Source organism: Loktanella sp. DSM 29012, assembly GCF_900110705.1.
Taxonomy (GTDB): Bacteria; Pseudomonadota; Alphaproteobacteria; order Rhodobacterales; family Rhodobacteraceae; genus Loktanella; species Loktanella gaetbuli.
Window position 1 is genome coordinate 343,699 of record NZ_FOEJ01000003.1, and the last position, 19,957, is coordinate 363,655.

At 62.9% G+C, this 19,957-nt stretch carries 23 protein-coding genes and 1 tRNA gene; 14 read left to right on the plus strand and 10 right to left on the minus strand.

The window, feature by feature from the left end; genetic code table 11:
• The first annotated feature begins 11 nt into the window (after positions 1–11).
• The 3 genes from BMX27_RS09020 to rsmA are packed head-to-tail and all read left to right on the plus strand — an operon-like array spanning position 12 to position 3,076.
• Entirely contained in the window at positions 12–1,217 is a 1,206-nt protein-coding gene (locus BMX27_RS09020; RefSeq protein ID WP_090159500.1) for a peptidylprolyl isomerase, read from the plus strand.
• Positions 1,214–2,188, plus strand: coding sequence for a 4-hydroxythreonine-4-phosphate dehydrogenase PdxA (pdxA, locus tag BMX27_RS09025; protein WP_090159501.1), 975 nt, complete (start codon positions 1,214–1,216; stop codon positions 2,186–2,188). The genes BMX27_RS09020 and pdxA overlap by 4 nt, the downstream gene beginning before the upstream one ends.
• A 48-nt stretch (positions 2,189–2,236) precedes the next feature.
• Complete coding sequence (gene rsmA / locus BMX27_RS09030; protein ID WP_090159502.1) at positions 2,237–3,076, plus strand: 16S rRNA (adenine(1518)-N(6)/adenine(1519)-N(6))-dimethyltransferase RsmA; 840 nt, start codon at positions 2,237–2,239, stop codon at positions 3,074–3,076.
• A gap of 22 nt (positions 3,077–3,098) precedes the next feature.
• On the opposite strand, the gene BMX27_RS09035 is transcribed toward rsmA, so the two are convergent.
• The 5 genes from BMX27_RS09035 to BMX27_RS09055 all read right to left on the minus strand — a co-directional run bounded on the left by BMX27_RS09035 (position 3,099) and on the right by BMX27_RS09055 (position 7,510).
• Positions 3,099–3,686 (minus strand): DUF4167 domain-containing protein, encoded by a 588-nt coding sequence (locus tag BMX27_RS09035; protein WP_090159503.1) that lies wholly within the window; start codon positions 3,684–3,686, stop codon positions 3,099–3,101.
• Between the two features lie 194 nt (positions 3,687–3,880).
• Positions 3,881–4,729 (minus strand): peptide chain release factor N(5)-glutamine methyltransferase, encoded by an 849-nt coding sequence (gene prmC, locus BMX27_RS09040; protein WP_090159504.1) that lies wholly within the window; start codon positions 4,727–4,729, stop codon positions 3,881–3,883.
• The gene (gene prfA / locus BMX27_RS09045; RefSeq protein ID WP_090159505.1) at positions 4,726–5,787 is read right to left on the minus strand and encodes a peptide chain release factor 1; all 1,062 of its coding nucleotides are present in this window, start codon (positions 5,785–5,787) and stop codon (positions 4,726–4,728) included. The genes prmC and prfA overlap by 4 nt, the downstream gene beginning before the upstream one ends.
• A 31-nt stretch (positions 5,788–5,818) precedes the next feature.
• A complete protein-coding gene (locus tag BMX27_RS09050; protein ID WP_090159506.1) occupies positions 5,819–6,280 on the minus strand; it encodes a DUF1499 domain-containing protein in 462 nt (153 codons plus the stop codon).
• Between the two features lie 78 nt (positions 6,281–6,358).
• Entirely contained in the window at positions 6,359–7,510 is a 1,152-nt protein-coding gene (locus tag BMX27_RS09055) for a M20 aminoacylase family protein (protein ID WP_090159507.1), read from the minus strand.
• Between the two features lie 60 nt (positions 7,511–7,570).
• On the opposite strand from BMX27_RS09055, the gene mazG reads away from it, so the two are divergent.
• Both mazG and BMX27_RS09065 read left to right on the plus strand, forming a co-directional pair.
• Complete coding sequence (gene mazG, locus BMX27_RS09060) at positions 7,571–8,389, plus strand: nucleoside triphosphate pyrophosphohydrolase (protein ID WP_090159508.1); 819 nt, start codon at positions 7,571–7,573, stop codon at positions 8,387–8,389.
• Between the two features lie 60 nt (positions 8,390–8,449).
• Positions 8,450–9,454 carry a Fe(3+) ABC transporter substrate-binding protein gene (locus BMX27_RS09065; RefSeq protein ID WP_090159509.1) on the plus strand — a complete coding sequence of 335 codons (1,005 nt, stop codon included), beginning with the start codon at positions 8,450–8,452 and terminating at the stop codon, positions 9,452–9,454.
• Positions 9,455–9,553: 99 nt separating this feature from the next.
• On the opposite strand, the gene BMX27_RS09070 is transcribed toward BMX27_RS09065, so the two are convergent.
• Both BMX27_RS09070 and BMX27_RS09075 read right to left on the minus strand, forming a co-directional pair.
• Complete coding sequence (locus tag BMX27_RS09070) at positions 9,554–11,365, minus strand: ABC-F family ATP-binding cassette domain-containing protein (protein ID WP_090159510.1); 1,812 nt, start codon at positions 11,363–11,365, stop codon at positions 9,554–9,556.
• A 69-nt stretch (positions 11,366–11,434) separates the two neighbouring features.
• A complete protein-coding gene (locus BMX27_RS09075; protein ID WP_090159511.1) occupies positions 11,435–12,160 on the minus strand; it encodes a GNAT family N-acetyltransferase in 726 nt (241 codons plus the stop codon).
• A 67-nt stretch (positions 12,161–12,227) separates the two neighbouring features.
• Between BMX27_RS09075 and msrB the strand changes: the two genes are divergently transcribed.
• Positions 12,228–12,623, plus strand: a complete 396-nt coding sequence (msrB, locus tag BMX27_RS09080) for a peptide-methionine (R)-S-oxide reductase MsrB (RefSeq protein WP_090159512.1) — start codon at positions 12,228–12,230, stop codon at positions 12,621–12,623.
• A 42-nt stretch (positions 12,624–12,665) separates the two neighbouring features.
• On the opposite strand, the gene BMX27_RS09085 is transcribed toward msrB, so the two are convergent.
• Positions 12,666–13,139 carry an outer membrane protein assembly factor BamE gene (locus BMX27_RS09085; protein ID WP_090159513.1) on the minus strand — a complete coding sequence of 158 codons (474 nt, stop codon included), beginning with the start codon at positions 13,137–13,139 and terminating at the stop codon, positions 12,666–12,668.
• An 83-nt stretch (positions 13,140–13,222) separates the two neighbouring features.
• On the opposite strand from BMX27_RS09085, the gene BMX27_RS09090 reads away from it, so the two are divergent.
• The 8 genes from BMX27_RS09090 (at position 13,223) to BMX27_RS09125 (ending at position 18,494) form a co-directional block, all read left to right on the plus strand.
• Positions 13,223–13,786 (plus strand): YceD family protein, encoded by a 564-nt coding sequence (locus BMX27_RS09090; RefSeq protein ID WP_256212448.1) that lies wholly within the window; start codon positions 13,223–13,225, stop codon positions 13,784–13,786.
• A gap of 162 nt (positions 13,787–13,948) precedes the next feature.
• Complete coding sequence (rpmF, locus tag BMX27_RS09095) at positions 13,949–14,149, plus strand: 50S ribosomal protein L32 (RefSeq protein ID WP_056034425.1); 201 nt, start codon at positions 13,949–13,951, stop codon at positions 14,147–14,149.
• A 21-nt stretch (positions 14,150–14,170) separates the two neighbouring features.
• On the plus strand, positions 14,171–15,253 hold the full coding sequence (plsX, locus tag BMX27_RS09100) for a phosphate acyltransferase PlsX (RefSeq protein WP_090159515.1): 1,083 nt from the start codon (positions 14,171–14,173) through the stop codon (positions 15,251–15,253).
• The gene (locus BMX27_RS09105) at positions 15,250–16,221 is read left to right on the plus strand and encodes a beta-ketoacyl-ACP synthase III (protein ID WP_090159516.1); all 972 of its coding nucleotides are present in this window, start codon (positions 15,250–15,252) and stop codon (positions 16,219–16,221) included. Before plsX ends, BMX27_RS09105 begins: the two co-directional genes overlap by 4 nt.
• An 84-nt stretch (positions 16,222–16,305) precedes the next feature.
• The gene (gene ihfA, locus BMX27_RS09110) at positions 16,306–16,608 is read left to right on the plus strand and encodes an integration host factor subunit alpha (protein ID WP_083484339.1); all 303 of its coding nucleotides are present in this window, start codon (positions 16,306–16,308) and stop codon (positions 16,606–16,608) included.
• 4 nt (positions 16,609–16,612) lie between these two features.
• On the plus strand, positions 16,613–17,221 hold the full coding sequence (locus BMX27_RS09115; protein ID WP_090159517.1) for a MerR family transcriptional regulator: 609 nt from the start codon (positions 16,613–16,615) through the stop codon (positions 17,219–17,221).
• A gap of 63 nt (positions 17,222–17,284) precedes the next feature.
• Positions 17,285–17,361, plus strand: a tRNA-Pro gene (locus BMX27_RS09120).
• A gap of 50 nt (positions 17,362–17,411) precedes the next feature.
• Positions 17,412–18,494 carry a 2'-deoxycytidine 5'-triphosphate deaminase gene (locus tag BMX27_RS09125; protein WP_226747113.1) on the plus strand — a complete coding sequence of 361 codons (1,083 nt, stop codon included), beginning with the start codon at positions 17,412–17,414 and terminating at the stop codon, positions 18,492–18,494.
• Positions 18,495–18,557: 63 nt separating this feature from the next.
• Here BMX27_RS09125 and scpB read toward each other — a convergent pair whose 3' ends face one another.
• Together scpB and BMX27_RS09135 are read right to left on the minus strand one after the other, a co-directional pair.
• The gene (gene scpB, locus BMX27_RS09130) at positions 18,558–19,172 is read right to left on the minus strand and encodes an SMC-Scp complex subunit ScpB (RefSeq protein WP_090159519.1); all 615 of its coding nucleotides are present in this window, start codon (positions 19,170–19,172) and stop codon (positions 18,558–18,560) included.
• Positions 19,169–19,954 carry a segregation and condensation protein A gene (locus BMX27_RS09135; protein WP_090159520.1) on the minus strand — a complete coding sequence of 262 codons (786 nt, stop codon included), beginning with the start codon at positions 19,952–19,954 and terminating at the stop codon, positions 19,169–19,171. The genes scpB and BMX27_RS09135 overlap by 4 nt, the downstream gene beginning before the upstream one ends.
• Between the last annotated feature and the right edge of the window lie 3 nt (positions 19,955–19,957).

A 19,957-nucleotide genomic window follows, 5' to 3' on the forward strand; every position in this document is an offset into this window, starting at 1 on the left:
GGACCGCAACCATGCGCCTGACCACAATCCTGACCAGCCTTGTTCTGGCATGTGCCACGCCCGCAATTGCACAGGACCGGTTTGCGCCGGTCATCACGGTCAACGATGCGGCGATCACCGCCTACGAGCTGGACCAGCGTGCACGGATGCTGCAGTTGTTCCGCACGCCCGGCAATCTGACGGAACTCGCGCGCGAGCAGCTGATCGAAGAACGGCTCAAGGCCGCCGAGCTGGACCGCCGCCGCATTCGCCTGTCGGCCGAAAACCTGGCGACCGAGGTCGACGCCTTTGCTGCGCGGGCCAATCTGACCACCGACCAGTTCATCCAACTGTTGAACCAGAACGGCGTCGACCGTGCGACACTGGAACAATTCGTGGCCATCGGCGTCAGCTGGCGCGACTACATCCGTCTGCGGTTCGGCAATCAGGCCGAAATCTCGGAAGAAGAAGTCCGTCGCGCGATGCGCCAGCCGGGCAGCAACCCCGATGCGATCGAGGTGCTGCTGTCGGAAATCATCATTCCTGCACCACCGCCCGAGGCAGCGCGCGCGAATGCCATCGCGAACCAGATCTCGCAAACCCGGTCGACGGCTGTGTTCGAAAACGCGGCGCGCCAGTATTCGGCGCTGCCCAGCCGAAACAACGGTGGCCGCCTGAACTGGCTGCCGCTGTTAAACTATCCCCCCGCACTTCAGGGTCTGCTGGGCAGCCTCGCCCCCGGTGAGGTGACGCAGCCGATCCTGATTCCCAACGGTGTGGCCCTGTTCCAGTCGCGTGGCATCCGCGAGGTGCCGCAACCGCGCCCCGCCCCGACTGCGATCGACTATGCGATATTCGGCCTTCCCGGTGGCACGACTGAGGCCGGTCTGGCCGCCGCTCAGTCGTTGGATGCCCGCACCGACACCTGTGACGATCTTTATGGGGCGGCGCGCGGCCTGCCGCAGGACGTCTTGGCACGCCAGACTGTCAGCCCCGACAGCATCCCGCAGGATGTGGCACTGGAACTGGCGCGGCTGGATCCGGGCGAGGCATCCTGGAACCTGACCCGTGACAACGGACAGACCCGCATTTACCTGATGCTGTGTGATCGCACCCTGGCCGGTGCCGAAAACAACGACCCCGAGGCGGTGCGCAACGCGCTGCGCAGCCAGCGTCTGGGTGGGTTTGCCGATGCCTTGCTGGCGGATCTGCGGGCCGCGGCCACGATCCGTCCGTGACCACCAGACCCATCGTCATCAGCTGCGGCGAACCTGCCGGCATCGGACCAGAGGTCGCGGCCAAGGCCTGGGCCGCCCTGGGGCGCGACATGCCGCTGGCCTGGATCGGTGACCCCGCGCATCTGCCCGAGGGCACGCCTGTCAGGGTCATCACCGATCTGTCAGAGGTGGTCGGTCCCTGCGCCGATGCGCTGCCGGTCCTGGCGCGTGATTTCGGCAGTCCGCGCACCCCGGGCCGCGCCAACCCTGCCCATGCCAAAGGTGTTCTGAACGCGATTGCAGAGGGCGTGACCCTGGCCGCAAGCGGTCAGGCGGACGCCATCTGCACGGCGCCGATCCACAAGGCGGCTCTGATCGACGGCGCCGATTTTGCCTATCCGGGCCATACGGAGTTTCTATCAGCGCTTGCCGGAGACGTGCCTGTCGTCATGATGCTGGCTTGCGACAGTCTGCGCGTGGTACCTGCCACAATACATATCCCGCTGCGGGCGGTCCCTGCCGCGTTGACCCCGGACCTGCTGCGCGGTGTCATCACCGTCACGCACAGCGGGCTGATCCGCGATTTCGGCATCGCGGATCCGGTCATCGCCGTCGCGGGGCTGAACCCCCACGCAGGCGAGGATGGCAAGATCGGCACCGAAGAGCTGGATTTCATCACCGCCGTGCTGGACGAGATGCGGGCTGATGGCATCAAGCTTACGGGCCCTCTGCCTGCCGATACCATGTTCCACGCGGCAGCGCGCAAGCACTATGATGCCGCCCTATGCATGTACCACGACCAGGCGCTGATCCCGATCAAGACGATCGACTTCGCGGGCGGCGTGAATGTGACGCTGGGCTTGCCCTTTGTGCGGACCTCGCCGGACCATGGGACCGCGTTCGATATCGCAGGCAAGGGTGTGGCTGATCCGACCTCGATGATTGCGGCCTTGCAGATGGCGCGCAGCATGGCTTACGCCCGTGCAATTTGACCCTGCGGGGCGCCTGCCGCGGGCGAGTATTTAAGGCAAGATGATACGATGAGCCAGATTGATGGATTGCCACCCCTGCGTGACGTGATTGCGCGACATGGTATCGCGGCCAAGAAATCCTTGGGGCAGAATTTCCTGCTGGACCTGAACCTGACGGCCAAGATTGCCCGTCTGGCCGGTGATCTGACCGGCGCGGATGTGCTGGAAATCGGGCCGGGTCCGGGCGGTCTGACCCGTGGTCTGCTGGCCGAAGGCGCGCGCCGGGTTGTCGCCATCGAAAAGGACAGCCGTTGCATCGCCGCACTGGAAGACATCGCCGCGATCTATCCCGGCCAGTTGCACATCGTGAACGGTGACGCGCTGGAGGTGGATACCACGGACCTGCTGACCCCGCCGATCAAGATCGCGGCCAACCTGCCCTATAACGTCGGCACGGAACTGCTGGTGCGCTGGTTGACGCCGCCTGCCTGGCCACCGTTCTGGGACAGTCTGACGCTGATGTTCCAGCGCGAGGTGGCGCAACGTATCGTGGCCGCACCGGGATCCAAGACCTATGGCAGGTTGGCGATCCTGTCCCAATGGCGCACCTATCCCGCGATCGTGCTGGACCTGCCGCCAGAGGCATTCACGCCCGCGCCCAAGGTCAGTTCAGCCGTGGTGCACCTGCGCGCCCTGCCCGCACCGCGCTATCCGGCTGATCCCGATGTCCTGAACCGCGTGGTGGCCACAGCGTTCAACCAGCGGCGCAAGATGCTGCGGTCGGCGCTGAAACCGCTGGGCCCGGATGCAGAGGATCGTTTGAACCACGCAGGGATCAAACCCACGGCGCGGGCCGAGGAAATAGATCTGGAAGGGTTCTGCGCACTGGCCCGGGCCTATACGGCCTAGGCGCACAGCTCACGTGCCAACGTTATTCGGACGGTGCCGCGTCGGCGCTGCCGTTGTCTTCTGTCGCCTCGGGCTTGGGCTTGGGCTTGCGCGGGGCACGCGGTTTGCGCTTGGGTTTGTCCTGCGCAGGCTGGTCGTCGGATTTCGCCTCTGGCGTATCGACCAGGCCGCTGTCTGCGCTGTCGCTGTCGTCACCGCCATTTGCTGCGTCTTCCTGCGCGCGCAGGCGTTCGTTGCGTTCGCGATCACGTTCGGCCTGGCGCTGGCGGTTCAGCTCTTCTTGTTCGGCGCGTTCCTTGTCGCGTTCAGCCTGACGCTGGCGGTTCTGTTCTTCTTGTTCCTCGCGCTGGCGATCGACCTCTTTCTGGGCCTCCGACAACATGCGCGTGTAATGTTCTGCATGCTGGGCGAAATTTTCGGCGTTCACCCGGTCATTGGACAGCTGCGCGTCGCGGTGCAGCTGATTGTATTTATCGATGATTTGTTGCGGGGTGCCGCGTACCTTGCCGTCGGGACCGCTGCTGTCAAAGACGCGGTTGATGAGGCTGCCGCCGGACGGACGGGAGTTGCGGTTCTTATTGTTCCGCGAACGGGACTTCGAAGATCTCATGTGTGAACTCTCAGCAAGCCGGATAGGCTTCGTTACGCTTATCGATCCAGCCGCGCAAAAGCGCGATTTCGGGACCGGGCGGTGTCTGACGACGTACCGGGGGGAATGCTGCGCACTCGTCCCCGCGGTGACTGTCACAAACCATGTTGTGCCGCGTGTGACAAGCAGATTCGGTGGAAACCGAAGAAAAGCCCTTAATTTCGCGGTTTCCGGCCGAAAACGACACGGTCGCGGCCATCCAGATCACGGTGCACGGCGATTCCCGTCAATCCGGTCGCCGTCATCAGGTCGGACACCACCTGCGCCTGCGTTGGTCCGATTTCGACCAGCAATGCGCCGCCACCGGTCAGATGTGCCGGTGCCGCGCGGATGATGGCGCGATAGGCACCCAATCCGTCACCTTCGTCTGTCAGTGCCATGCGCGGCTCGTACAGGCCCACATCCGGTGCGAGGTCCGCGACCTCGTCCAGGGCGATATAAGGCGGATTCGATACGATCAGGTCAAAGGCCGCGCAACTGACCGGCAGCGCGTCGAGCCAGTCGCCATCGTGGAACTGCACCCGGTCGCTCAGACGCAGATCAGCGGCGTTCCGCATCGCCACGGCAAGTGCGGCACGGGACAGATCGGTGCCGATACCAAAGGTCCCCGCATTGCGTTCTGCAAGCAAAGTCAACAAGATGCAGCCCGAACCGGTGCCAAGATCCAACACGCGGGTCCAGGGCAAGGCAAGCGCCTGCTCGATCAGAACCTCGGTTTCGGGGCGCGGGTCCAGCACATCGGGGGTTACGGCGAAACGCCGACCGTAGAACTGGCGCACGCCGGTCAGATGCGACACCGGCACACGCCTGCTGCGCTGATCGATCAGGTCATCGAACAGGCGCGTCAGGCCGGCTGGTGCCGTATCCGCACCGATCAGCGACAGGCGTGCCGTCTCGACCCCCAGGATGTGGGCCAACAGACGCCGCGCATCGCGCGCGGGGTCGGAAATGCCACCCAAGGTCAGTTTCGCCGTTGCCTGCCGCAGGACCTGATCCCAGGTCATGCCCCATTGCCCATTTCAGCGAGCAATGTCGCCTGCGCATCCGATTGCAGCGCGTCGATCACGGTATCCAGATCGCCCTGCAGCACCTGCCCCAGCGCATAGAGCGTCAGGTTGATGCGATGATCCGTCAGGCGACCTTGCGGGAAATTATAGGTGCGAATCCGCTCGGACCTATCGCCCGTGCCCACCATCGCCTTGCGGTCGGCAGACCGGGCACCATCAATGCGCTGGCGTTCGAGGTCGAACAGCCGCGTCCGCAACACCTGCATCGCGATCTCTCGGTTGCGGTGCTGGGATTTTTCGGCGCTGACAACGATGATTCCCGTGGGAATATGGGTGATGCGCACGGCGGAATCAGTGGTGTTCACGTGCTGGCCACCCGCGCCACTGGCGCGCATCGTGTCGATACGGATATCGTTCGGTGCGATCTGCACATCGACCTCTTCGGCCTCTGGCAGCACGGCCACAGTCGCGGCAGAGGTGTGGATTCGCCCCCCGCTTTCGGTTTCGGGCACGCGCTGCACGCGGTGCACGCCTGATTCGTATTTCATGCGGGCAAAGACACCCTCGCCCGCGATCCGCGCGGTCACTTCCTTGATCCCGCCCAGTTCCGTCTGGCTTTCTTCGAGGATCTCGAATTTCCAGCCGCGCGCCTCGGCATAGCGTTGGTACATCCGCAACAGGTCGCCCGCGAACAGCGATGCCTCGTCCCCGCCCGTGCCGGGCCGGATTTCCAGCAGCGCCGGGCGTGCATCCGCCGCATCCTTGGGCAAGAGTGCCAGCTGCACATCCTGTTCCGATGTGGCCAGCGCCCCGCGCAGGTCAGGCAATTCCATTTCCGCCAGTTCACGCATTTCGGGGTCCGCCAGCATGGCCTCGGCGTCGGCGATCTGCGTCAGTAGCGACTGGTATTGCTGCACCGTATCGACGACCGGTTTGAGGTCGGCGTATTCCTTGGCTAAGGCAGCGATATCGGCACCGGCCATGTCGCCCGACATGCGCGCCTCCAGAAACTGGAAGCGGTCGATAATCTGGGCCATGCGGTCTGTCGGGATCATGCCCGTGAGGTGGCGGGTTTCGCGGCCATCGTCAAGAGAGTGGCACCACGAGATTGCCCATAAGGTTAAGCCACTCGCGCACACGCGCCTGATTCACACCCATGTCACTCTTGCCGAAACGCGACTGCGCGTGGATCACCAGCAGCGGTTCGGCATCGTCGGTGACGGTCACGGTTGTATAGTCGGGATAGCCCATCAACCGAGAGCGCGTCTCGAAGGTCAGCAGGTTTTCCGCGACACTGCCCGCCACGAGGGTCGTGTCGTCGCGGGTTTCGGACAAGGTGACAAACGCCTGAAGCATTCCCTGCGGCGCGGTCGTTATGAAACGCGCAGCGGTAAAGCTGTTTTCCCCGGTCATGTCCGTGGGTTCGGTCGCGGCAGGTGCCACATGAAACCGCGCCACATCCGTCGGAGACAGCCGCACGTAGGCGGCAAAAGCCAGGACCGCGACAAAGATGACGACCACAATGGCGAGAATAGCAGTTTTCAGCATGGGGTGCCTTTCAGGACGACGGGCCACGGATCTGGCGTTGGCACAGCCATAAAGCAGCGAAGCATGTACGCCAAGGCATCAGAGTGGCAAGGCGCGTTCGATCAGCCGCGCAAAGAACGACGCACCATAGGCTGTTGTTTCATCGTTGAAATCGTATTTGGGGTGATGCAGTCCCGCGCTGTCGCCATTGCCGACGAACAGGTAGGCACCCGGCCGCGCCTGCAGCATATGGGAAAAATCCTCGGCCCCCATCTCGCGCGTGGCATTGGCGTCGCACTTGCTGACCTCTGCCGCGACGCTTGCGGCAAAGGCAGCACAGCCGGGATCATTGATCGTGGCAGGATCACCGTTGCCGTATTCAAGGGTGGCGGTGACACCGAAACTGGCCGCCTGCCCTGCCACGATGTCCTGCAGCCGCGTCATCACCATGGCCTGCACCGCAGGATCAAAGGTACGCACGGTGCCGTTGATCATGGCCGTATCGGGAATGACGTTGAACACGGAACCCGCGTGGATCTGCGTCACCGACACCACCAGATCGTCCAGCGCATAATGGTTGCGGCTGACGATGGTCTGAATCGCCTGCACCATGCTGACAGCAGCACTTATCGGATCGACGGTATCATGCGGCATTGCCGCGTGACCGCCCTTGCCACTGATGTGGATGCTGAACTCATCCACCGCCGCCATGATCGGTCCCGGCGTCGTGTAGAATGCGCCGACCGGAATGCCCGGCGCATTATGCAGGGCGTAAACCTCTGAAATATCGAAGGTGTCAAAGATTCCTGCATCACACATGACCTTGGCCCCTGATCCGCCCTCTTCGGCAGGCTGAAAAATGAGCGCGACCCGGCCCGCAAAATTGCGCGTCTCGGCCAGATACTTTGCCGCCGCCAGTAGCATCGTCGTATGGCCGTCGTGACCACAGGCATGCATGGCACCGGCATGGGTGCTGGCGTGGTCCAGACCCGTCTCCTCGGTCATCGGCAGGGCGTCCATATCCGCGCGCAGGCCGATGGTGCGCCCGGCACCCTGCCCGTTGATGATGGCGACGATGCCGGTCTCCGCGATGCCCGTGTGCACCTCATCCACGCCGATCTCTGCCAGTCTGTCCGCGACAAAGGCTGCGGTCTGGTGCAAATCGAACCGCACCTCGGGGATGCTGTGCAGGTGTCGCCGCCAGGTGGTCAGTGTCGGCTGGAAATCGGCGATGGAATTGAGGACGGGCATGGCTGGCACTCTGCGCTGGGGGAACCTACGGTGTTGTCGACCAGAACAAAGGCCCCTGCAATGCCCGAAGACAGATTGATAAACGACCCCGAAGGCGGAATGCTGCGCCTGCTGGAAATCATGCGCCGCTTGCGTGACCCCGAAACGGGCTGTCCTTGGGACATCGCACAGGATTTCGCCAGCATCGCACCCTACACCATCGAAGAAGCCTACGAGGTGGCGGATGCCATCGAACGCGAGGCCTGGTCCGAACTGGAAGGCGAACTGGGCGATCTGCTGTTCCAGTCCGTGTTCCACGCGCAAATGGCGTCAGAGGCCGGGCTTTTCGATTTCGACGACGTGGTGCGCAACATCGCGGACAAGATGGTGGCGCGCCATCCGCATATCTTTGGCGACGAATCGCGGGACAAATCCGCCGAACAGCAAACCGTCGACTGGGAACGGGTCAAGGCCGCCGAACGCGGCAATGCCCGCACGCTCGACGGTGTGGCGCTGGGCCTGCCTGCCCTGATGCGCGCCGTCAAACTGCAAAAACGTGCAGCGCGTGTGGGGTTCGACTGGCCCGATACAGCCCAGGTCGTGGACAAGATCGCAGAAGAAGCCGCCGAACTGGTCGAGGCCCGCGACACGCTGACACAGGAAAAGGTGGCCGAGGAATACGGCGACCTGCTGTTTGTCATGGCCAACCTTGGTCGTCATCTGGGCGTCGACCCTGAAGAGGCACTGCGTGCCGCCAACGGAAAATTCACAAGGCGGTTCAACATGATCGAGGATGCTCTTGCGGCAAGTGGACGGACGCCGGGCGACAGTGACCTGGCCGAAATGGACGCGCTATGGGATGCGGCAAAAGTGGCGGAAATATCCCGAGTAAAAGAATAGGGTATTGACCCGATCAAAAGAGTCGGGTTTAGAAAGCGGCATCAACGCAAGGAGAGACCCATGACGATCCGCACCCTTTTGATGGCCACCGCAGCAACGGCGATAGCCGCGCCCGCACTGGCTGATGTCACCATCTACACCACCCGCCAGCCCGAGCTGATCCAGCCGGTCATGGACGCCTTTACCGCCGACACCGGCATCACCGTGAACCTAGAATTCGTGAACGAAGCCCTGATCGAACGGCTCAAGGCCGAGGGCGCGCGTTCCCCTGCCGATCTGGTCATGGACGTCGATATCGCCAACCTGCAGCGCGTCGTGGACGAAGGCGTGACGCAGCCCGTCGAAAGCCAGGTGCTGATGGACGCCATCCCCGCCAGCCTGCGCAGCGACGACAACCAGTGGTTCGGCCTGACGACCCGCGCCCGCATCGTCTATGCCAGCAAGGACCGCGTGGCCGATGGTGAAATCACCACCTACGAGGACCTGACCGACCCAAAGTGGGCTGGCCGCATCTGTACCCGGTCGGGCCTGAACAACTATAACCTGGCGCTGCTGTCGGCTGTCATCGCGCACCACGGCGAAGAAGCGGCCAAGGAATGGGCCGAAGGCATCAAGGCGAACCTCGCTCGCAAGCCCGAAGGCAATGACCGCGCACAGGTCAAGGCGATCTGGGCCGGCGAATGCGACATCAGCCTTGGTAACACCTACTACATGGGCAAAATGCTCGAGGATGCAGAGCAGACCGAATGGGCCAATGCCGTGCGGATCGTGTTCCCCGAATTTGAGGACGGCGGCACCCATGTCAACGTCTCCGGCATCGCGATGACGCAAAGCGCCCCGAACAAGGAAGAAGCGCTGCAACTGATGGAATACCTCGTCAGCCCCGCCGCTCAGGCCATCTATGCAGAGGAAAACCACGAATACCCCGTGCTGGCCTCGGCCGAGTTGTCGGACCTGGTGGCATCCTGGGGTGAATATACCGCTGACGACGTCGACCTGAGCGAGCTTGCAGGCCACCGTGCGACGGCACTGCGCATCGTCGAAGAAGTGAACTTTGACGGCTAAATAGCCAGTATATATATGAAAACAGGCCGCGCAGGATCATCCTGCGCGGCCTTTTTCGTTCCTTGTCAAACGGTGTCGTGGTCCGGTCGGACGGCGATGTTATTCCTGCGCTTTCTCTTCCAGTTCCAGCCATTCCGCCTCTGCCTCTTCCAGCTTGGCGTGGCGGTCAGTCAGCGCGTCCGTGGCCTTTTCGAATTTGACCGGATTCTGTGTGAACAGATCGGGGTCGGCCATCAGTTCTTCCAGTTTGGCAATCTCGGCCTCGAGCCGAGCAATCACGGCGGGCAGTTCTTCCAGGCGGTGCTTTTCGGTGAACGACAGGCCCGTCTTGCGCGTGACCTGTTGGTTCTGTTTTCCCTTGGTGGACAACGGTTTGCCCACCGAACTTGGCGCTTTGACGCGGTCGCCGCGTTGGGCCTGATAATCGGTCCAACCGCCCGCATAGACCGTCGCCCGGCCGTCGCCTTCCATCGCGACTGTCGTGGTGGCGGTCCGGTCCAGAAAATCACGGTCGTGGCTGACCAACAGCACCGTGCCGTCGTATTCGCCCAGCAGATCCTGCAACAGATCCAGCGTTTCGATGTCCAGATCGTTGGTCGGTTCGTCGAGGATCAGCAGGTTTGACGGTTTCGCCATCAGGCGAGCCAGCAACAAACGCGCCTTTTCACCGCCTGACAGCGCCCGAACCGGCGCGCGGGCCTGCGCCTCGTCGAACAGGAACTCCTTGAGGTAGCCGACCACGTGCTTTGGCGTACCGCGCACCATGATCTGATCGGCCTTGCCGCTGACACCCATTTCGGGGTCGTTCACCAGGTTGTCCCAAAGCGTCATGTCAGGATCAAGCTGCGCACGCGACTGGTCAAAGACCGCGATTTCGAGGTTGGTGCCCAGTTTGACCTGACCCTGATCTGGTTCAACTTGGCCCAGCAACATCTTGATCAGCGTGGTTTTTCCGACACCGTTCGGTCCGACAAAGGCGATCCGGTCGCCCCGCTGCACGGTCAGGTCAAGGCCCTGCACGATGGTCTTGTCGTTGAATGCCTTGTGCAGGCCGAACGCCTCCATCACCTTTTTGCCGGATGTGGGGCCGCCTTCGAACGCCATAGCGGCGGTGCCCTGCCGTTTGATCTGGCTGGCCCGTTCGGCGCGCAATTCCTGCAGCGCGCGCACACGGCCCTGATTGCGTTTGCGGCGTGCAGAAATGCCTTCGACGGCCCAGCGGGCCTCTGACTTGATCTTGCGGTTCAGTTTGTGGCGCTGCTGATCCTCGTCTTCCCAGATCTTGTCGCGCCAAGCCTCAAAACCGTCAAACCCTTCTTCGGCGCGGCGCACCTGCCCGCGGTCGATCCACAGCGTCGCACGGGTCAGATTCCGCAGAAACGCCCGGTCGTGCGAGATCAGCACGAATCCCGCTCGCGTCGACTTCAGCTCGTTTTCCAGCCAGGCAATCGCCTCGATATCAAGGTGGTTGGTCGGTTCGTCCAGCAGCATCAGTTCCGGCGCCTCGGCCATCAGCTTGGCCAGGGCCGCGCGACGGCGTTCACCACCCGATGCGGTGGCAACCAACCCGTTGGGGTCGAATTTCAGACCTTCGGCCACCATGTCGACGCGGTAGGCTTCGTCGGGGTCCATGCCGGACGCGGCGTATTGGCCCAGCGTCTCGAACCCTTCCATCGTCGGGTCCTGTTCCATGTATCCCACGCTGACGCCGGGGGCAGACACGCAGGTGCCGGAATCGGCCTCGACCAGGCCGGCCATGACCTTCATCAGGGTGGATTTGCCGGACCCGTTGCGCCCGACAAGGGCCACCCGGTCACCGGGTTGGACCACCAGTGAAAGGTCTTCGAAAATGGGATCACCGCCGAATGTCAGGGCGATCTCGGAGAGCTGGAGTAAGGGTGTGCGTGCCATGGCTGCCAGCTACGCACGGTTGCGGTAACGTGCAAGGGGGCCTGTCTGGTTCGCGCGCAAATTCTGGTGTCAGACCACGAGGCGGCGCAGGGCGCTGGCACGCGCGGCCGGGATGCGGTCCACCTCGACGCAGGTAAAGACGTGCACGGTGTCCATCGCTACATCTATGACGGCGTGATCGCTGACCCAGCCGCCCAGCCCCAGATAGCTGCGCAGCAGTGGCGGCAGGCTGGCGACCGCGCGCCGGCGGTCGGCCACCTGCCCGCCCAGCGGCACTGTGGTCGTCGCCGCACGCAAGGGGCGCATCCCGTCAGGTCCGACATGATGGCGACCCAACACCGCCAACGCCGCGGCATGGCGCGCAGGATCGGATCCGGCCAAGGATGTGCAGCCGATCATCAAACCGATGCCCGCACGGTCCACCAGCCCCGCCAGCGCGCCCAGTGCCAACCGCATCACATGGGCGTCCAGCGCACCGGGACCGATACAGAATCGCCCGATTTCCAGAACTGGCGCGGGATAATCACGCAAGGGTGACAGATCATAGCTCTGCGCCGTCAGGGTCCGGTCCAGATCGCGGCCATTTTCCACCATCAACGTGCGCAGGGTGGCCCGCAAGACACCGTCCTGTTCGATCATCAGATGATCGCAGACCGCGTCATGGGCGTCGCTGTCGCAACCGCCCGTGCCGAAAAAACAACGGTGCCGCAGCGTCTGACAGGCCAGCAGATCGACCGGCCCCGCAGCGGCCCGCACAGTCAGCGCGGGGGGCTGTGTGTCGTATGCGACGTTCATGGCCTCTCCTTGGCACAGCGTTCTGACACCCTACATGACAGTTTAACATGACAAACAGGACGACACGATGGACAAGATCATCAAATCAGACGCCGAGTGGAAGCAGGAACTGAGCCCCGAGGCCTTCAAGGTCATGCGCAAGCATGGGACGGAACGCGCCGGCACACACGACGACTTTCCCAAGGATGCGGGAACATTCCGCTGCAAGGCCTGCGGCAATGCGCTGTTCGAACAGGACACGAAATTCGAATCCGGCACGGGCTGGCCATCATTCTATGCCCCGATCGACCCCGACGCCGTGGGCGAACGCGAGGACCGCAGCCTGTTCATGCGCCGTACAGAGGTGCATTGCGCCCGCTGCGAAGGGCATCTGGGGCACGTGTTTCCCGATGGTCCGGCACCGACCGGCCTGCGCTACTGCATGAATGGCGTCGCAATGACGTTCGAGCCGGACGCCGACTGACATCGCCACCCGTCGCGGCACAGGCCGCGGCGGGTGTGACGCTTATTGTCCGGGCTGGCTGATCAAATCAGAGGCCGTCACACGACCGACACTACCCATCAACTGACGCAGGAACGTGCTGTCGCGCACGTTGTCTGACGTGACTTCGCGCGACAGCGTGACCACGCGACCATCCTCCAGCCCGAAACGTTCGATATTTTCCAGCGTGCCATTGGGGGTGAAACTGATCGCCAACACCTGCCGGTCGGTTTCGACCGGGGCCGCCGCCCCGCGGGTGACAAAGCGGCTTTGGACATAATAGAGCGCATCGTCGCTGGTGACACCGCCCGTCACGGGGGGACCCACGGTTTCGATCACTTCGGCGCGCGTGGATTGCCCGACGCTGAGCAGCGCCAGATCCTCTGGCACGGGGATATAGCCATGATTGCGCACGATGGGGCTACAGGCCGCCGACAGGGCCATACAGGCCCCTGCAATCAGCATGAAACCCTTGCGTTGCGTGGTCGTCTTGGTCATGTCCCGCCCCCTTGCGTTGGCGCAGTGCGCCCTTGTATTCCCCTTAACGAAGCCAGCCGCACTTGCCAAGAATGGATGCCCTCATGTCGTCAGATCCCGCCCTGCCCGTCCAGATCATGCGCTTGTCGGATCTGCGCAACCGCAGCGCCACCAGCTTTGAGGTGACGCCAACGCCAGCGCAGCGAGAGGCCATTGCGACGTCGCTGGATATCATCGGCGTGAAAAAGCTGACGTTTGCGGGACAGATTGCGCCCTTGGGCCAGACGGATTGGCGATTGACCGCCCACCTTGGTGCGACGGTCGTACAGGCCTGCGTCGCCACGCTCGCCCCTGTCACGACCCGGCTGGATGAGGATGTATCGCGCACATACGCCGCCGATTTCGCCTATCCCGAAGGGGCCGAAACCGAGATGCCCGAGGATGACACCGTCGAGCCGTTGCCGCAGTCGATCGACGTGGCCGCCCTGATGATCGAGGAATTGAGCCTGGCACTGCCGCCCTTTCCCCGTGCGCCAGGGGCAGAGGTGGGTCAGGTGCTGGTCGCCGAGGACGGTGTGACGCCATTGACGGACGAGGATACCAAACCCTTTGCAGGGCTGGGTGCGCTGCGTGACAAACTGGCCAAGGGTCAGGACAACGGGGAATAGGTCCGAAAAACCACATATATCGGTTGCACTGGCGTCATTTCGCAGTATGTAGGCGGCCTTATCTGTGCCCCCTCGACAGGGCAGCGTGAATGTCCTAGGACCGCGCAAATCATTCGAACACCGGGCCACGTCACGGCCCCCCAACGTAAAATAGGGTGCGCCATGGCCGTCCAGCAGAATAAAGTCTCCAAGTCCCGCCGCAACAATCGTCGTGCGCACGATTCGCTGTCGGCGGCTAACCCCAACGAATGTGATAACTGCGGTGAGCTGAAGCGCCCGCACCACATCTGCCCGTCCTGCGGTCACTATGCGACCAAAGAAGTGGTCACTGCCGACATCGACCTGGACGAAGACGCCGCTTAAGCAGCGTTGTAGGGGGCTCGCATGGTAGCGACGGACACCGTCACGACCGCAGACGACGCAACCCGCGTGTTATCCATCGACGCCATGGGCGGCGATAATGGGCCTGCAACTGTCGTTGCAGGCCTTGCACTTTTTCTAAAGGTGCACCCCGGAACTCCTGTTTTGTTGCACGGACGCGCGGATGAATTGCGCCCCCTGCTGGCAACCCACGGGCTGGCGGGTCAGGTCACCCTGCGCGATGCACCCGATGTCGTCACCATGCACGACAAGCCCAGCCAGGTGGTGCGCCGGGGCAAACAGACCTCGATGTGGTCCGCTATCGACGCCGTACGCAACGACGAGGCGGGCGTCGTCGTCAGCTGCGGCAACACCGGCGGGCTGATGGCCATGTCGATGCTGCGCCTGCGCAAGATCGACGGCGTGAACCGCCCGGCCATTGCCTGCCTGTGGCCATCGCGGAACCCGCAGGGGTTCAACGTGATGCTGGATGCAGGTGCCGATATCCGCGCTGATCAGGACGACCTGCTGACCTATGCGCTGATGGGCGCATCCTACGCGCGCAATGCCTTTGACCTGGCACAGCCGCGGGTCGGTCTGCTGAACGTCGGCACGGAGGAGCACAAGGGCCGGGCTGAACTGAAGGTCGCGCACGAGCTGATCGCGGCGACCGCTGCCGCGGGCGAATTCGATTATACCGGTTTCGTCGAAGGCGGCGATCTGCCCGGCGATGTTTGCGACGTGATCGTGACGGACGGTTTTACCGGCAATGTCGCGCTGAAAACAGGCGAGGGAATCGCCAACCTGATTTCGGATCTGCTGCGTGAAAACCTGCGCAAGACTCCGTTCTCGATCCTGGGGGCGCTGCTCGCCCGTGGGGCATTGCGTCAGTTAAAGCGCAAGGTCGATCCACGCCGCGTCAACGGCGGCGTTTTTCTGGGCCTGACGAAAACAGTGATCAAGAGCCACGGGTCCGCCGATGCCACCGGGGTCGCCGCGGCGATCACACTGGCGCACAGGCTGGCCGATCAGGGATTCTCGGACCGTCTGGCCGCACGTCTGGCCGCCGCCCTGCCCCATGACGACACGAAAGGATCCGACACATGACACGACGCGCCGTTGTTCAAGGTGTCGGCCACTACCTGCCTGACCGGGTGGTTGAAAACAGCCATTTCGAGGCAACACTCGATACATCCGACGCCTGGATCCGGGAACGGTCCGGCATCGAACGCCGCCATTTCGCGGCTGACGATCAGGCTACGTCGGATCTGGCAGCCTTTGCGGCACAGGCGGCGCTGGATGATGCCGGCATGACCGCTGACGACATCGACCTGATCATCGTGGCGACATCGACCGCCGACATGACGTTCCCGTCGGCTGCAACGATGGTGCAGAACAAACTGGGCATGACGCGCGGATTTGCCTTTGACGTGCAGGCCGTCTGCGCGGGTTTCGTGTTTGCATTGGCCAATGCCGATGCATTGATCCAGTCGGGTCAGGCCACTACCGCATTGGTGATCGGCGCCGAGACATTCAGCCGGATCATGGACTGGACCGACCGCAGCACCTGCGTGCTGTTCGGTGACGGGGCCGGTGCGCTGGTGCTGCGGGCCGAGGATGGACAGGGCACGACCGACGACCGTGGCATTCTGGCGACCGACCTGAACTCGGACGGGCGTTATCGCGATCTGCTGTATGTCGATGGCGGTGTCGCCACGCAAAACACCGGTCAGCTCCGCATGGAAGGCAAGGAAGTGTTCCGCCATGCCGTCGAAAAGCTGGCCAAGACAGCCCATACGGCACTGGAAAAGGTCGGCCTTGGTGCCGACGATGTCGACTGGGTCGTGCCGCACCAGGCAAACATCCGCATCATCCAGTCCACCGCGAAACGACTGGGCGTCGGCATGGACCGCGTCGTTGTCACCGTGCAGGATCATGGCAACACCTCTGCTGCGTCCATTCCACTGGCGCTGTCGGTCGGTAAACAGCGCGGCCAGATCAAACCCGGCGATCTTCTTGTGACCGAGGCGATCGGTGGCGGGCTTGCCTGGGGATCGGTCATCTTGCGCTGGTAGCGATTCTTTGCGCTTGCGTCTGCACAAGGTTGACTTGCGCGGAACTCTACTTAAAGTTTTGCCGAATGCTTCGGGGGAAGAAAAATGTCTGACAAGACTCTGACGCGCATGGATTTGTCCGATGCGGTCCACGAACAGGTCGGTCTGTCGCGCAACGAAAGCGCCGATCTGGTGGAAAGCGTGCTGACGCATATTTCCGACGCGCTGGTCGCAGGCGAACAGGTCAAGATTTCGTCCTTTGGCACATTCAGTTGCCGGGACAAGGCGGCCCGCGTGGGCCGCAACCCCAAAACTGGCGAAGAAGTGCCCATTCATCCGCGTCGGGTGCTGACGTTTCGTCCCAGCCACCTGATGAAGGAAAAGGTCGCGGCCGGAAACAAGGCCTGATCGCATGGCCAAGGCCCCCGACGCGTTTCGCACCATCAGCGAAGTGGCTGAGGCGTTGGATACGCCGACCCACGTCCTGCGGTTCTGGGAAAGCAAATTCACCCAGGTCAAACCCGTCAAACGCGCGGGCGGTCGTCGGTATTACCGTCCCGACGACCTTGCTTTGCTCGGCGGAATCAAGATCCTGCTGCACGAACAGGGCATGACGATCAAGGCCGCACAGAAAACCCTGCGCGAACTGGGAATCAAATCTGTCAGCAAGCTCTATTCCGACAGTCTGATCGACCTGGATGACGGCGCGAACGTGATCGATCATGACACCGCCCCACCCCATCCGTCGCACGAAAAACCGTCAACATATACGTCTCCACCGGATGACCTACGGCAGACCGATAGCGCGGCACCCGCATCCGCGCAGGCCAATGTCGTGGCCTTGCCGCGACAGGCGACGACGCGCCTGCCCATGACTGTCGCGGCGCGTCCGGATCCCGGCCCGCGCGTGCTGGGACTTGCAGCGCGGGCAGCCCGGACCGGTATCGCGCATCCCCAACGGCTGGCCCCCTTGTTGACCCGACTGGATGATCTGCACCGCCGGATGACGGTCACGCAATAAATCCGCAGAACAGCGAAAACGATCCTTGCCCTCGACCGCCATTCGGGTAATTAAGCGCTCAGTCGGGCTATAGCGCAGCCTGGTAGCGCGTCCGTCTGGGGGACGGAAGGTCGCAGGTTCGAGTCCTGCTAGCCCGACCAACAAATCGCCCGCCCGCTCTAGCGGCGGGCGTTTTGCTATGGGGGTGACCATGACTGATTTCGACACTGGCGTTCTGGCGGATCATCAAATCAGGGCCCTGATCGATGCGGGGCATGTGCAGGCCCCCGCGTTCGAAACCGGACAGATACAACCTGCATCACTGGATCTGCGCCTCGGTGACGTGGCCTACCGTGTGCGCGCGTCCTTCCTGCCGGGCAAGACCCGCAGCGTCGCGGACCGCCTTGCGGATTTCACCATGCACGAGGTGCCACTGACCGGCGGCGCGGTGCTGGAAAAAGGCTGTGTCTATGTCGTGCCATTGCGGGAATCGCTGTCATTGCCGGCCGGCATGACGGCCGCGGCCAGTGCCAAATCCTCGATCGGGCGGCTGGACCTGTTGACCCGGATCATCACCGACCGGGGGACCGAATTCGACCGCGTGCCTGCGGGATATGACGGCCCGCTTTATGTTGAAATCTGCCCACGCAGCTTTTCGGTGGTGGCGCAGCCCGGGCAAATGCTGAACCAGATCATTTTCCGCAACGGCCAGACACGGATGTCGGACGACGATCTGCGCGCGCTCCATGCCGCATCGCCGATCGTGGACTGCGACCCCGTGATTTCGGACGGCCTGGGGTTTTCCGTCGATCTGCGCCCCGACAGCGGCACCCGCGTTGGCTACCGGGCCAAACCGCATACCGGCGTCGTCGATCTGTCGCGTCTCGCGCATTATGATCCGCGCGACTACTGGGAAGAAGTCCATACCGACAGTGGCTGGATCATCCTCGACCCCGGGGCGTTCTATATCCTCGTCAGCCGCGAATCCATTGCCATTCCCCCGATGCAGGCGGCCGAAATGGCCCCCTATATCGCGATGGTCGGTGAATTCCGGGTCCATTACGCAGGGTTTTTCGACCCCGGTTTCGGCTGGGCCGCCGCCGGCGGCACAGGATCGCGCGGCGTGCTCGAGGTACGCTGCCACGAGGCACCCTTCGTGCTGGAACACGGACAAACCGTGGGTCGGCTGGTCTACGAACACATGTCCAGTCATCCGCAGGCGCTCTACGGGCAGGACATCAAATCAAACTACCAGGGCCAGGGTCTGAAACTGTCCAAGCATTTCAGGACCTGACAGCCGTATCATCTTGCCAGAAATACTCGCCCGCCGCAGGCGTCCTGCCGCTGCCGACTGGCGCTAATCGCCGAACAATTGTTCCTGACCGTCGTCTTCTTCGGGTTCTGCTCCGGGCTGCGGGCGGTTATCCAGCAATCCGGCGGACCGCAGTTCCTTGAGCCCCGGCAGATCACGCGCGCTTTCCAGTCCAAAATGATCGAGGAAGGTCTGTGTCACGATGAATGTGACCGGCCTGCCCGGTGTCATGCGACGCCGTCCCAGCCGCACCCAATCCAGTTCGATCAACTGATCGATGGTGCCGCGCGACACGCTCACACCGCGGATTTCCTCGATTTCGGCGCGGGTTGTGGGCTGGTGATAGGCGATGATCGCCAGCGTTTCGATGGCCGCGCGGCTCAGTTTGCGGGACTCGGTCACCTCGTGGCTCATGAGGTAGCCCAGATCGGGGGCCGTGCGCATGGCCCATGCATCACCCACCCGCACCAGTTGGACACCGCGCCCGTCATAGCGTTTGCGCAGGCCTGCCAGTGCCGATGCCGGATCGCAACCATGCGGCATCCGGCCCGCCAGCTGGGCCGGTGTCATCGGATCGGCGGTGGCGAACAACAGCGCCTCGACCATGCGTTCCTGTTCGGCAATCGGTGGTGCCTTGAACAGGCCCGGTTCGTCAGTCATGTCCGCCCCTCGCGCGCGCGCAGTTGGATAGGGGCAAATGTCTCGCTTTGGCGCAGTTCCAGCCGCCCTTCCTTGACCAGTTCAAGCGACGCGGCAAAGGTGGCGGCGGTCGCCGTGCGCCTGCGCTGGGGATCATCGGTCCAGCCCGGCGGCAGATAGCTGGCAATATCGGTCCAGTCGCCCGCAAATCCGATCAGTTTGCGCAGGGACCCCAGCGCGTCTTCCATGGTCATCAGGTTTTCGCGGTCCATCACAAAGGGCCGGAAATCGTCGCGTGTCCTGATCCGCGCATAGCCCTGCATCAGGTCCAGCAGCGTGGCCGTATAGGTCACACGCCGCACGCGAGTCACATCCTGCGTGATCCCGCGCGCAAAGAAATCCCGCCCCAATTGATCACGCGCCATCAGCCGGGCGGATGCCTTGCGCATCGCCTCCAGCCGTTCCAGCTGAAAGGCCAGATGTGCCGCCAGTTCCGCACCTGACGGGCCATCCTCTTCGGGGTCGGGTGGCAGCAGCAGGCGCGATTTCAGGAACGCCAGCCATGCGGCCATGACCAGATAATCAGCGGCCAGTTCCAGCCGCAGCTGTCGTGCGCGTTCGACAAAGGCCAGATATTGCCGTGCCAGCGCCAGGATCGATATTTCACGCAGATCCACCTTTTGCGTGCGCGACAGGGTCAGCAACAGGTCCAGCGGCCCCTCAAAACCGTCGACGTCGACGATCAGCGCCTCGGCGGCGACACGATCGGCAACGCTGGTTTCTGGCGTGGTGTCTTGCGACATGGG

Coding starts and splice junctions, on each gene's coding strand:
- BMX27_RS09020 (WP_090159500.1), top strand. CDS start 12: ATGCGCCTGACCACAATCCTGACCAGCCTTGTTCTGGCATGTGCCACG.
- rsmA (WP_090159502.1), top strand. CDS start 2,237: ATGAGCCAGATTGATGGATTGCCACCCCTGCGTGACGTGATTGCGCGA.
- BMX27_RS09035 (WP_090159503.1), bottom strand. CDS start 3,686: ATGAGATCTTCGAAGTCCCGTTCGCGGAACAATAAGAACCGCAACTCC.
- prmC (WP_090159504.1), bottom strand. CDS start 4,729: ATGACCTGGGATCAGGTCCTGCGGCAGGCAACGGCGAAACTGACCTTG.
- prfA (WP_090159505.1), bottom strand. CDS start 5,787: ATGATCCCGACAGACCGCATGGCCCAGATTATCGACCGCTTCCAGTTT.
- BMX27_RS09050 (WP_090159506.1), bottom strand. CDS start 6,280: ATGCTGAAAACTGCTATTCTCGCCATTGTGGTCGTCATCTTTGTCGCG.
- BMX27_RS09055 (WP_090159507.1), bottom strand. CDS start 7,510: ATGCCCGTCCTCAATTCCATCGCCGATTTCCAGCCGACACTGACCACC.
- mazG (WP_090159508.1), top strand. CDS start 7,571: ATGCCCGAAGACAGATTGATAAACGACCCCGAAGGCGGAATGCTGCGC.
- BMX27_RS09065 (WP_090159509.1), top strand. CDS start 8,450: ATGACGATCCGCACCCTTTTGATGGCCACCGCAGCAACGGCGATAGCC.
- BMX27_RS09070 (WP_090159510.1), bottom strand. CDS start 11,365: ATGGCACGCACACCCTTACTCCAGCTCTCCGAGATCGCCCTGACATTC.
- BMX27_RS09075 (WP_090159511.1), bottom strand. CDS start 12,160: ATGAACGTCGCATACGACACACAGCCCCCCGCGCTGACTGTGCGGGCC.
- msrB (WP_090159512.1), top strand. CDS start 12,228: ATGGACAAGATCATCAAATCAGACGCCGAGTGGAAGCAGGAACTGAGC.
- BMX27_RS09085 (WP_090159513.1), bottom strand. CDS start 13,139: ATGACCAAGACGACCACGCAACGCAAGGGTTTCATGCTGATTGCAGGG.
- BMX27_RS09090 (WP_256212448.1), top strand. CDS start 13,223: ATGTCGTCAGATCCCGCCCTGCCCGTCCAGATCATGCGCTTGTCGGAT.
- rpmF (WP_056034425.1), top strand. CDS start 13,949: ATGGCCGTCCAGCAGAATAAAGTCTCCAAGTCCCGCCGCAACAATCGT.
- plsX (WP_090159515.1), top strand. CDS start 14,171: ATGGTAGCGACGGACACCGTCACGACCGCAGACGACGCAACCCGCGTG.
- BMX27_RS09105 (WP_090159516.1), top strand. CDS start 15,250: ATGACACGACGCGCCGTTGTTCAAGGTGTCGGCCACTACCTGCCTGAC.
- ihfA (WP_083484339.1), top strand. CDS start 16,306: ATGTCTGACAAGACTCTGACGCGCATGGATTTGTCCGATGCGGTCCAC.
- BMX27_RS09115 (WP_090159517.1), top strand. CDS start 16,613: ATGGCCAAGGCCCCCGACGCGTTTCGCACCATCAGCGAAGTGGCTGAG.
- BMX27_RS09125 (WP_226747113.1), top strand. CDS start 17,412: ATGACTGATTTCGACACTGGCGTTCTGGCGGATCATCAAATCAGGGCC.
- scpB (WP_090159519.1), bottom strand. CDS start 19,172: ATGACTGACGAACCGGGCCTGTTCAAGGCACCACCGATTGCCGAACAG.
- BMX27_RS09135 (WP_090159520.1), bottom strand. CDS start 19,954: ATGTCGCAAGACACCACGCCAGAAACCAGCGTTGCCGATCGTGTCGCC.